Annotated in this window: 9 protein-coding genes; 7 read left to right on the forward strand and 2 right to left on the reverse strand. The window is 62.0% G+C overall.

Annotated elements, in window-relative coordinates; genetic code table 11:
- The first annotated feature begins 126 nt into the window (after positions 1 to 126).
- The 3 genes from uvrD (at position 127) to B4U49_RS03435 (ending at position 4,154) form a co-directional block, all read left to right on the forward strand.
- Positions 127 to 2,355 (forward strand): DNA helicase II, encoded by a 2,229-nt coding sequence (uvrD, locus tag B4U49_RS03425; RefSeq protein ID WP_078083176.1) that lies wholly within the window; start codon positions 127 to 129, stop codon positions 2,353 to 2,355.
- 67 nt (positions 2,356 to 2,422) lie between these two features.
- Complete coding sequence (locus B4U49_RS03430) at positions 2,423 to 3,571, forward strand: TRAP transporter substrate-binding protein (protein WP_078083177.1); 1,149 nt, start codon at positions 2,423 to 2,425, stop codon at positions 3,569 to 3,571.
- A gap of 46 nt (positions 3,572 to 3,617) precedes the next feature.
- Positions 3,618 to 4,154, forward strand: a complete 537-nt coding sequence (locus B4U49_RS03435; RefSeq protein WP_078083178.1) for a demethoxyubiquinone hydroxylase family protein — start codon at positions 3,618 to 3,620, stop codon at positions 4,152 to 4,154.
- A 57-nt stretch (positions 4,155 to 4,211) separates the two neighbouring features.
- Here B4U49_RS03435 and B4U49_RS03440 read toward each other — a convergent pair whose 3' ends face one another.
- Both B4U49_RS03440 and B4U49_RS03445 read right to left on the reverse strand, forming a co-directional pair.
- Complete coding sequence (locus tag B4U49_RS03440) at positions 4,212 to 4,502, reverse strand: hypothetical protein (protein WP_078083179.1); 291 nt, start codon at positions 4,500 to 4,502, stop codon at positions 4,212 to 4,214.
- A 247-nt stretch (positions 4,503 to 4,749) separates the two neighbouring features.
- Positions 4,750 to 5,139, reverse strand: a complete 390-nt coding sequence (locus B4U49_RS03445) for an acyl-CoA thioesterase (protein ID WP_078083180.1) — start codon at positions 5,137 to 5,139, stop codon at positions 4,750 to 4,752.
- A gap of 185 nt (positions 5,140 to 5,324) precedes the next feature.
- On the opposite strand from B4U49_RS03445, the gene B4U49_RS03450 reads away from it, so the two are divergent.
- The 4 genes from B4U49_RS03450 to B4U49_RS03465 all read left to right on the forward strand — a co-directional run bounded on the left by B4U49_RS03450 (position 5,325) and on the right by B4U49_RS03465 (position 11,851).
- On the forward strand, positions 5,325 to 5,705 hold the full coding sequence (locus tag B4U49_RS03450; RefSeq protein ID WP_078083181.1) for a hypothetical protein: 381 nt from the start codon (positions 5,325 to 5,327) through the stop codon (positions 5,703 to 5,705).
- An 81-nt stretch (positions 5,706 to 5,786) separates the two neighbouring features.
- A complete protein-coding gene (locus tag B4U49_RS03455; RefSeq protein ID WP_078083182.1) occupies positions 5,787 to 7,076 on the forward strand; it encodes a TolC family protein in 1,290 nt (429 codons plus the stop codon).
- 18 nt (positions 7,077 to 7,094) lie between these two features.
- Positions 7,095 to 8,714 (forward strand): efflux RND transporter periplasmic adaptor subunit, encoded by a 1,620-nt coding sequence (locus B4U49_RS03460; protein ID WP_078083183.1) that lies wholly within the window; start codon positions 7,095 to 7,097, stop codon positions 8,712 to 8,714.
- Positions 8,711 to 11,851 carry an efflux RND transporter permease subunit gene (locus B4U49_RS03465; RefSeq protein ID WP_078083184.1) on the forward strand — a complete coding sequence of 1,047 codons (3,141 nt, stop codon included), beginning with the start codon at positions 8,711 to 8,713 and terminating at the stop codon, positions 11,849 to 11,851. The genes B4U49_RS03460 and B4U49_RS03465 overlap by 4 nt, the downstream gene beginning before the upstream one ends.
- The last annotated feature ends 37 nt before the right edge of the window (positions 11,852 to 11,888 follow it).

Here is an 11,888-nt window from a genome sequence, read left to right on the forward strand (position 1 = left end):
GGGTTCACGGCGTGTCCCGCAAAGCTATATCCGGTAGTCGGCCCGCCACCGAACCTTATTCGGGCGCACCACAAAACCCTGTTTATATACCCAGTTATCCCAAAACCCCTGATACAATCCGCCCCCATGGACGTATCTGAACTCTTAGACCCCCTCAACGACCCCCAGCGCGAAGCCGTCGCGGCGCCACCGGGTCATCAACTGGTTCTCGCCGGTGCCGGCTCGGGCAAGACCCGTGTGCTGGTACACCGTATCGCCTGGCTGATGCAGGTGGAGGGGGCGTCGCCCTACTCCATTATGGCAGTGACCTTTACCAACAAGGCCGCGCGCGAGATGCGCGGGCGCATCGAGGAGCTGCTGGGGGTGAACACCTTCGGTATGTGGGTGGGCACCTTCCACGGGCTCGCCCACCGCCTGCTGCGCGCCCACTGGCAGGAAGCGAAGCTGCCGCAGAATTTCCAGATCCTCGACAGTGACGATCAGCTGCGCCTGATCAAGCGGGTGCAGAATGAGCTGGGGCTGGACGACAAAAAGTGGTCCCCGCGCGAGACCCAGTGGTGGATCGGCGCACAGAAAGATGAGGGCATCCGTCCGCAGTATATCCAGCTCACCGGCGATCCCTGGCTCGCCACCATGGTGCGGATCTACGGCAGCTATGAAGAGGCCTGTCAGCGCGCCGGCGTGGTGGATTTTGGTGAGTTGCTGCTGCGCGCACACGAACTGCTGTTGAACAACGACAGCATCCTCGCGCACTATCGCCGCCGTTTCCCGTTCATCCTGGTGGACGAGTTCCAGGATACCAACACCATTCAATACGCCTGGCTGCGCCTGCTCGCCGGCGACCAGTGTGCGATTACTGCGGTGGGGGACGACGACCAGTCCATTTACGGCTGGCGCGGTGCCAAGATCGAGAATATCCAGCACTTCGAGGCGGACCTGAAGGGGGTACAGACGGTGCGCCTGGAGCAGAACTACCGCTCCACCAGCACCATCCTCAACGCCGCCAACGCGGTCATTGCCCACAACTCCGGCCGTCTCGGCAAAGAGCTGTGGACCGAGGGCGACAAGGGCGAGCCGATCTCCCTGTATTCCGCCTACAACGAACAGGACGAGGCGCGCTTTATTGTCGAGCGTATCCAGGACTGGGTGCGCGACGGCAACCGCCGCGACAGTATTGCCATCCTGTATCGCTCCAATGCCCAGTCGCGGGTGCTGGAAGAAGGGCTGCTGCGTGAGCAGGTGCCCTACCGCATCTACGGTGGCCAGCGCTTCTACGAGCGTATGGAGATCAAGAACGCGCTGTCCTATATGCGCCTGATCACCAACCGCCATGACGACACTTCTTTCGAGCGCGTGGTGAATACCCCCACCCGCGGCATCGGCGCGCGCACCGTGGATCTGGTGCGCGAGTTCGCCCGCGAGCACGGCAGTTCCATGTGGGATGCCGCAGCCAAGATGCTGCAGCAGAAGGTACTCGCCGCCCGCGCTGGTAACGCGCTGGCCAATTTCCTCAGCCTGATCGATGCGCTGGATGAGGAGAGCACCGACAAAACCCTCGACCATATTGCCGAGATGGCCATCGAGCAGACGGGCCTGATCGACTTCCACGGCAAGGAGAAAGGCGAGAAGGGCCAGACCCGGGTGGAAAACTTGCAGGAACTGGTCAGCGCCTGCCGCGCCTTCGACGGTGTGCCCACGGTGGATGCCGATGGCGAGGCGGTGGACGAGGAAGAGATCCCGCTGATTAACCAGTTCCTCGACAGTGCCGCGCTGGACGCCGGCGAGGGCCAGGCGGACGAGTTTGAGGATGCGGTGCAGCTGATGACCCTGCACTCCGCCAAAGGCCTCGAGTTCCCGCTGGTATTTATGGCCGGTGTGGAAGAAAACCTGTTCCCGCACAAAATGTCTGCCCAGGAACCCGGGCGTATGGAGGAAGAGCGCCGCCTGTGTTACGTGGGTATCACCCGCGCGATGCAGAAGCTCTACATTACCTACGCCGAGAGCCGGCGCCTGTTTGGCAGCGAGACCTACAACAAGCCGTCGCGCTTTGTGAGTGAGATTCCGGTGGAATACATTCACGAGGTACGCCTGAAAACGGAAGTCTCCAAGCCATTATTCCAGCCGAACTATGGAAAGTTTGGGGGTGGGGTTAACCCCTACTCCGATGCCGCCCCGGAATTTGATGATGACCTGCCGCCGCTGGCGCTGGGTGGCCGCGTCGACCACGCCAAGTTTGGCGAGGGCACCGTGGTCCAGTTTGAGGGCAGCGGTCCGCGTGCGCGAGTCCAGGTAAACTTCGATGATGCAGGTAGCAAGTGGCTGGTAGTATCCATGGCCAAGTTGCAGCCCCTCTGACGGTATCCCGGAATGACTCCGGGATACCGCATCCAAAACAAGACAAACAATAAAAATTCAAACGGATATGAAAACAATAAACTGGTATCCCCCTGTAATCCTGGGGCTGCTCGCCCTGCTGGTAGTCACCTTCGGTGCCCTGGTTGTGTCCCGCTCGGATCAGGAGCAAACGGTCACCGAGCTCAAGGGTGCCGCGCTGAAAAATTCCGGCCAGCAGACTTTCGAGTGGAAGCTCGTTACCACCTGGCCGAAAAACTTTCCCGGCCTCGGCAGTGCACCGGAGCGCTTTGCCAGGAAAGTCGATGCCATGTCCAATGGCCGCCTGAAGATCAAGGTGTTCGGGGCCGGTGAGCTGGTGCCGGCGATGGGGGTATTCGGTGCGGTTTCCAGTGGTGCCGCCCAGGTCGGGCACGGCGCTGCTTATTACTGGAAGGGCAAGGTGCCGGCGGCACAGTTCTTCACTGCGGTGCCGTTCGGTCTGAACGCCCAGGAAATGAATGGCTGGCTGCACTACGGGGGTGGCCTGAAACTGTGGGAAGAACTCTACGCACCTTTCGATTTACTGCCCATGGCCGGCGGCTCCACCGGTGTGCAGATGGCGGGCTGGTTCAACAAGGAAATCAATACCGTTGACGACCTGAAGGGCCTCAAGATGCGTATTCCCGGTCTCGGTGGCGAAGTGCTCAACCGCGCCGGCGGTACCGCCGTCACCATTCCCGGTGGCGAACTCTACACCGCGCTGCAGACCGGCGTGATCGACGCGACCGAATGGGTCGGCCCATACAACGACCTCGCCTTCGGCTTCCATCAGATCGCAAAATATTACTACTACCCGGGTTGGCATGAGCCGGGCTCCATCCTCGAAATCATCGTCAATAAAACCGCCTTCGAAAAACTCCCCGCAGACCTGCAGGCGATCGTGCGCACCGCCGCCCGCGACGCCAATCAGGATATGCTCGACGAGTACACGGCGCGCAACAACCGCGCGCTGAAGGAACTGGTGGAAGAACATGGTGTGGAGCTGCGCAAATTACCGGACGATGTCATCGCACATCTGAAGAAAATCAACACCCAGATCATGCAGCAGACCGCGGCCAGGGATCCCCAGTTCAATCGCATATACCGAGCCTTCCAGGAATTTGAATCCCAGGTGATTCCGTATCACCGGATCAGTGAAGAGGCGTATTACAAGACCAGGGAGTTGGGAGACCGGTAGGCTATATTTCGTTGACCTGGTGTAAAGACAAGGGAGTGTCTGTACAGTGGAAACAACTGCCGAACTTGCGGTTACCCGTGAAGTTGAACGCATACTCAGGGTCGATCACGCCGGTGAGTATGGCGCCATCCACATCTACCGCGCCCAGCGATTTATTGCCCGGCGCTTTTATCCCGACATCGTTTCCGAGTTTGACGAAATGCTGGCCCATGAGTGCGAGCATTTCCGGAGATTCGATGAAATCCTCAAGCGACGATCCATTCGCCACTGTTATGCACTGAAACTCTGGGCACTGGGTGGATTACTGCTCGGGAGTTTTACGGCATTACTGGGACGCAATGCGATCTGGGTCTGTACCTATTCCATTGAATCCACGGTATTGCATCATCTGGAATGGCAGCTGGAATTTCTCAATCGTCACGATCGTGAGGTTTTTGACGCGGTACAGAGTATTCAGGCAGATGAAGAGGAGCATCGGGACAAGGGGCTCAAGTACGGAACCAGCCCGAATGCGCACCGGTGTATTTTCTGGGTGGTGCGCAGGGCAACGGAGTGCGCGATCTGGCTGTCCACCAAGCTGTGAAATGCGATTGCCTGATACGGGTACGGCAATCGCATTGGGGACGTGGCGAGTGATCGCTCAGCTTTGGGGCTGTTCAGATGGCAGTGGAATAAAGCGCACCAACAGCAGTTTATAAATCAGTGCGCCGCCCATCAGCATGAAAAACAGGTAGCTGCCGGCCAACTCGGTGGTTGCCAGGCTGACCTCCAAGATGGATGGAACCACACCGGCGGCGACAATCATCAATAACACCGCTCCGATACGAATAAGCACACGGTATAGCTTGCGCTGTGTTCTCCTGGCAACCGCCAGTCCCGCATAAAAAATAATGGTGCATGTCGCTGCGATTATTAATGCGCTTACGATCATCGACTTATCCCTGTATGAAAATATCCTGCGTCGTCGGCGCCTATTGTTTCGCTGAACTTGGCCACCGTCAAACTGGTACGATTTTTCAATCTGGATTGTTGCCGGCGAGCGGCTAAACATGGTTGTGCGAGATGATGTACGAAGAGGCGAGAAAAGGCGTCGGAAAGGGAATGCAGAAATTGGCGACCGGCTAGATAGCGGCCGCCTCTGGTTCAATCGGGCGAGATACTGGGGATCAATGGCCGATTCAGGGTAGCGGTCGTGTGCGCCCGCGATCGTCTATGGCGACGAAGACAAATTCGCCCTCGGTCACTTTCACTTGCTCGCCGGTATCCACCCGGGTTAGCCACACTTCCACCATGGTCTTGATGGAGGAGCGCCCCACTTCCACGGCTTCGGCATAGCAGCTCACGGTGGAGCCCACCGGTACCGGGCGCAGGAATACCATGCTGCCGACCGCGACGGTGGTCACGCGGCCGCGGGCGATACCCTGGGCCAGGATTGCACCGGCCACGTCCATCTGCGACATCAGCCAGCCGGCAAAGACGTCACCCTGGGGGTTGGTATCCCGGGGCATGGACTGGGTTTGCAGGGTCAGGGTACCGCTGGGTTGCGGCTCTTCATCTATGGCGGACATCGCAGGTGCTCACATTCTTAGATTTATTGATCCCGCGGATTGGCACTGGTGCCTCCGTCGGGGTGGCGCATTCTAGCACAAACTGGGCACTAATTAGCCAGTGCGGGTCGGGTAAATTGTCGTAAATATGCAGCATAATCTGCGCCAGCTTGTCTGATTTTCCAACATCTCCTAGACTCCGCCCCATGCGTGCACTGATTTTGACCCTGATCCTGTGGTGTTTTGCTGCCCAGAGCCTGGCTCTGGCGGTTGCGCCTGCCTGCGATCCGGGTGCCGATGCCCACGGCGATCACGCGGCCATGATGGCCGGCGGTGCCGGGCATACGACCGGCGATATGCACGCTGATGACCATGGCAGCATGCCTTGCTGTGACGAGGCCGATGACACCTCTGCCGCTGAACTTTGTCATCTGACCTGCGCTATTGGCGGTTGTGGTGCCGCTGCACCCCTGGCGCAGGAGTGGCAGCACACGCCAATGCCCGCCAGTGCTCTGTTCCAATCGATTTCCCCCTCCCCGCTCGCTGCATCGCAGCGCAACCTGTTGCGCCCACCCATAAGCGCCTGATGCCTCCCGATCAACGCTTCCGCTGGCGCTGATTTCTACGGCCGTGCCATCGGCCAGGTATCTGACAGACAGGATTACTCCATGGGATATGTATTGCGCGCCCTGGGCCCTCTGGTCCCGGCGCTGCTGATTTGTGCGGTTACCCTGCCCGCGCGGGCACAGCTGAATCTGGAAGGCGCCATCCAACTGGCGCAGGAACAGGATCCGCAAACCGCGGCGGCGATTGCCGCGGCCGACGCTGCGGCGGAAACCGCGGTGGCGGACGCCCAGTGGGCTGACCCGATGCTCAAGCTGGGCATCGCTAACCTCCCCACCGACACCTTCGCTTTTGACGACCAGCCGATGACCCAGAAAGTCATCGGCATCAGCCAGAAACTGCCGCGCGGGGATTCCTTGGCGCTCGCCGGCGAGCGCGGTGCCCACGCTGCGGAGGCGGGCTATGCCGGTGCCGCGGATATGGAACTGGCACTGGCGCGGGACGTGGCGCTGGCCTACCTCAGCGTGGCGGAGCAGCTGCGGGTGCGTGAACTGCTGGCCGAGAACCGTCGCTGGATGCAGGAGCTGGTGGGCTACAACCGCGCACGCCTCGCCAGCGCGCAGATCCAGTCCCAGCAGCTGCTGCAATCGCAGCTGGCGCTGGCGCGACTGGACGACCGCATTGCCGCGGTGGATGGCGAGATCAATCGCGCCCGTGGCAGCCTCAGCCGCTGGATCGGCGGTGCCGCCTGGGGTCCGCTGGATGCAACGCCGCCGGCCTGGCGGGATACCCGCGACTGGCTGGTTGGGCAGTCCCTTCCGGTCTCAATGGGGCTGGTGGAGCAGCATCCGGCGGTGGCCGCCAGCAGTGCCCGTGTGGCCGCAGAGCGAGCCAATGTGGCACTGGCCCAGGAGGCCTACAAGCCGCAGTTCGGTGTCGATTTCAGTTACGGCCAGCGCGACCGGACTCCTATGAGTGATGGCTCGGACTTTGCCAGCGTGATGGTGTCGTTCGACCTGCCCCTGTTTCGCCAGAACCGCCAGGACCGGCGCCTTGCCGCCAGCCGTGCGCGTGAAAGCGCCGGCATCCTGCAGCGCCAGAACCTGCTGCAGCAGCTGCACGCCGAGCTGAACGGCGCCGTTGCCATGGCCCAGACCCTCGACCGCCGCCGCGCGGAGTACCGCGAGTACCTGTTGCCCCAGGCGGACGCCACCGCCGATGCGGTATTGCGCGGTTACGCCAGCAATACCGCGGATCTGGAGGCGGCCATTGCCGCGCGCATGGACGACATCGAGACCCAGATCAGCGCTGCGCGCCTCACTTATGGCTACTTCCGCGCCGTCGCGCGCATCCGTTATTTCCGCGCCGTCGAGCTCGACGCCAACTCCAAATAATCAGCGATCTGCAACGTTATGAACAAAATATCGATAGTCGTGCTCGCCATCATCGCCCTGGTGGTGGGAATTCTTGTGGGGCGCGGCCTGTCCGGCGGTGACGACACCGCGCAGGGCGGCAGCGGCGAAAAGAAAATTCTCTACTGGGTCGCGCCCATGGACCCCAACTACCGTCGCGACGGCCCCGGCAAATCGCCCATGGGCATGGACCTGGTGCCGGTCTACGAGGGCGAGGAAGGTGAGGCCAAGCCGGGCACCGTATCCATCTCCTCCCAGGTGGAAAACAACCTGGGTGTGCGCACCGCGGTAGCGGAGAAAGGCCCTGTGGCCATCGAGGTCGATACCGTGGGCCTGGTGCAGCTGGATGAAGACAAGCTGCACCACGTGCACACCCGCCTGAGCGGTTGGGTGCACAAGAGCTGGGTCAAGGCCGTGGGAGATCGTGTACGCAAGGGGCAGCCGCTGGTGGCGATCTACTCGCCGGAGCTGGTCAAGGCGCAGAGTGAGCTGGTGGCGGCCCTGCAAAGCGGCAACCGCACCCTGATCGAGGCCACCCGCGAGCGTCTGGAAAGCCTTGGGGTGCCCGCCGAGCAGCTGCGAGCGTTGGATAAATCCCGGCAGGTGAGCCAGACCATCACCCTCTACTCGCCCACCGATGGCTACGTGAATGAGTTCGCCGCTCGCGATGGCATGTATATCACCCCCGCTACCACCCTGATGAGTATCGGCCCGCTGGACACCGTGTGGGTGGAGGGCGAGCTGTTCCCGAAACAGGGCGCTCAGGTAAAGGTGGGGGATACCGCCACTCTGCAGGGGGAGTTCGCTCCGGGCCGCAGCTGGACCGGCAAACTGGTGCACATACTCCCGGACCTCGACCCAAGCACCCGCACCCTGAGGGTGCGGGTGCTTGTGGATAACGCCGACAAGGCCCTGCGTCCGGGCATGTTTGTGCGCTTGCAGCTGGGTGGCCAGAAGGTGGACACGTTGACCGTGCCGCGCAGCGCCCTGATCCGCACCGGTGAAATGGACCGGCTGGTGATCGCCGAGGGCGGCGGCCGCTATCGCTCGGTGCGTGTGCGGGTGGGCCGCGAGCTAGGCAAGCGGGTGGAAATCCTCGCCGGACTCGAACCCGGTACCGAGGTGGTCACCTCGGCCCAGTTCCTGCTGGATTCCGAGTCCAGTATCAGTGCTGATCTGCAGCGTATCGAGGGCGAAGGTGACTCTAAAAGTGGCAAAAAGTCGGTAAAAGCCGATACCGCCTGGGCCGAGGCCACGGTGCTCAGTATGCCCGACGACAACCACTACGCACGCCTCGAGCACGGCCCGGTGCCGGAATGGGACTGGCCCGGCATGGTGATGGGCTTCCATGTGGCGGAAGCCGCGCAGCAGGCATTACGCGATGCCCTGGAAAGCGGCGCGCCGCTGCGGGTGCAGATGCGCCAGCGCGACGACGGTAAATACGAGGTGATCGCCGCTCGCGCCCTGGCCGATGATTCCCTGATGCCGGGACACGAAGGCCACGAGCAAATGGATCACTCGCAGATGGATCACGGCGACATGAACCATTCAGAGATGGACCACTCGCAGATGGGGCACGGCGATATGGATCACGATGCGGAACAGGAGCCGGTGAAATGATCGCGCGTATCATCCACTGGTCCCTGCACAACCGCGCGCTGGTACTGATCGGTGCGGTGGTGCTGACCCTTGCCGGTCTCTACAGCCTGCGCAATACACCGGTGGACGCGCTGCCGGACCTGTCCGATGTGCAGGTGATCGTAAAGACCAGCTACCCGGGCCAGGCGCCGCAGGTCGTGGAAGACCAGGTCACCTACCCGCTCACCACCGCCATGCTGAGTGTGCCTGGTGCGCACACGGTGCGCGGCTACTCGTTTTTTGGTGATTCCTACGTTTACGTCATTTTCGACGACGATGTTGACCTCTACTGGGCCAGGTCCCGGGTACTCGAATACCTGAGCCAGGTGGCCCCGCGCCTGCCCGCGGCGGCACGCTCGGAGCTGGGGCCGGACGCCACCGGTGTGGGCTGGATCTACAGCTACACCCTGGTGGATCCCACCGGCAAGCACGATCTGGCGCAACTGCGCTCACTGCAGGACTGGTTCCTGAAATACGAGCTGCAGACCCTGCCCGGGGTATCCGAGGTGGCCACCGTGGGCGGTATGGTGCGGCAATATCAGGTGCAGGTGGACCCCCTGCGCCTGCGCGCCTACAACCTCACCCTGGCCCAGGTGCAGGCAGCGATCCAGCGTGGCAACCGCGAATCCGGAGCCTCGGTGGTGGAAATGGCCGAGGCCGAGTACATGGTGCGCGCCAGCGGCTATATCCAGAGCGTGGAAGACCTGCGCCAGCTGCCGCTGCTGGTGAATGCTGCCGGCACCCCGCTGCTGTTGCGGGATGTGGCGGATGTACACCTGGGGCCGCAGATGCGCCGTGGCCTGTCAGAGCTCGACGGCGAGGGCGAGGCCGTCGGCGGCGTGATCGTGATGCGCTTCGGCGAAAACGCGCGCGCCGTCATCGATGGCGTGCGCAACCGGCTGGAAGAATTGCAGCGCAGCCTGCCCGAAGGGGTGGAAATCGTCCCCACTTACGATCGCAGCGAACTGATTGACAGCGCGGTGGAGAACCTGTGGCACAAGCTGCTGGAGGAATTCATCGTGGTGGCACTGGTGTGTGCGCTGTTCCTGTTCCACCTGCGCTCGTCGCTGGTGATCGCCATCAGTCTGCCGCTGGGCATCATCGGTGCCTTTATCGTGATGCACCTGCAGGGGATCAACGCCAACATCATGAGCCTCGGCGGTATCGCCATCGCCATTGGCGCCATGGTGGACGGCGCCATCGTGATGATCGAGAACCTGCACAAGCATATGGAGCGCACCCCGTTAACAGATGAAAACCGGTGGAAAGTCGTCGGTGAGGCCGCGAGCGAGGTGGGACCGCCGCTGTTTTTCAGCCTGCTGATCATCACCCTCAGTTTCCTGCCGGTGTTTGCGCTGGAAGGCCAGGAGGGCCGGCTGTTCGCACCGCTGGCCTACACCAAGACCTACGCCATGGCGGTAGCCGCCGGCCTCGCCATTACCCTGGTGCCGGTGCTGATGGGCTACCTGGTGCGCGGCGAAGTGAAGCCAGAGCAGGCGAATCCCATCAACCGCGCGTTTACCGCCGCCTACCGCCCGGCTCTGGAACTGGCGATCCGCCATCCGCTGCTCGTGGTCATTACCGCACTGGTGTTGCTCGCCAGCGCCCTGTATCCCCTGTCGCGCACTGGCAGCGAGTTTATGCCGCCGCTGGACGAGGGCGACCTGATGTATATGCCGAGCACCCATCCCGGCATTTCCATCGGCAAGGCGCGCGAGCTGCTGCAGCAGACCGACAAGATGATCATGCAGGTGCCGGAAGTGGCGCAGGTGTGGGGCAAGATGGGCCGCGCGGAAACTGCCACCGACCCGGCGCCGCTGACCATGGTGGAGACCATCATCCGCTTCAAGCCCCGCGACCAGTGGCGCGAGGGCATGACTCCGGAAAAACTGCGCGCGGAGCTGGACGCGGCGGTGCAGTTGCCCGGGGTCACCAACGCCTGGGTGATGCCGATCAAAACCCGTATCGACATGCTCGCTACCGGTATCAAGACTCCGGTGGGGATCAAGGTTGCCGGTGCCGACCTGCACCAGATCGAGCAGATCGGCACCCGGCTGGAATCCCTGCTGAAAGATGTACCCGGCACCGCGTCGGTGTTCGCGGAGCGTGTCGAGGGCGGCCGCTATATCGATATCGATATCGACCGCAGCGCGGCGGCCCGCTACGGCCTGAATATTCAGGATGTGCAGACGGTGATCGATACCGCGGTGGGCGGCAAAAAGGTGGGCGAAACCACCGAGGGCCTGGAGCGCTACCCGATCAACGTGCGTTATCCACAGGCCTGGCGGGATTCCCCGGAAAGCCTGCGCGGCCTGCCACTGGTGGCCCCCAACGGCACCCACCTGAGCCTGGGTGACGTGGCGACTATCGAAGTCCAGAGCGGGCCGCCGATGATCAAGACCGAGAATGCCCGCCCCAACGGCTGGATTTACATCGATATCGCCAACCGCGATCTGGGTTCCTGGGTAGCGGAGGCACAGCAACTGGTAGCGGACCAACTGGAACTGCCCCCGGGCTATTCGCTGGCGTGGTCCGGGCAGTACGAATACATGGAGCGCGCCCGCGAGCGCCTCGGCCTGCTGCTGCCGGTGACCCTCGGTATCATTGTGCTGTTGCTGTACTTCAGTTTCCGCCATGTGGGCGAGGTGCTGGTGATCATGGGCACGCTGCCGATGGCGTTGATTGGCGGCCTGTGGCTGCTGTACTGGCTCGATTTCAACCTGTCGGTGGCGGTGGGCGTTGGCTTTATCGCGTTGGCCGGGGTGGCGGTGGAAATCGGCGTGATCATGCTGGTGTACCTAAACCAGGCCTGGCAACAGACGCACGCCGATTGTGAAGCTGCCGACCGCAAACCAACCCTGGACGACCTGCGCGATGCGATTCGCCGCGGTGCCGGTCAGCGCATGCGGCCGGTGTTAATGACCACCGCCACGGTGTTTATTGGCCTGGTGCCGGTGATGATTGGCTCGGGGGTTGGTTCCGAGGTGATGCAGCGTATTGCGGCGCCGATGGTTGGGGGGATGGTCAGTGCGATGCTGCTGACTTTGATGGTGCTGCCGGCGGTGTACCGTTTGTGGAAGGGGCGGGGGTTGCACTTCGGTCCCGGGATTACTTCTTAAGCTAGTTTGGTGGCGGCCAAGTACCGGGGGTTTGTTT

This window comes from Microbulbifer mangrovi (genome assembly GCF_002009015.1).
In the GTDB taxonomy this organism is placed as follows: Bacteria; Pseudomonadota; Gammaproteobacteria; order Pseudomonadales; family Cellvibrionaceae; genus Microbulbifer; species Microbulbifer mangrovi.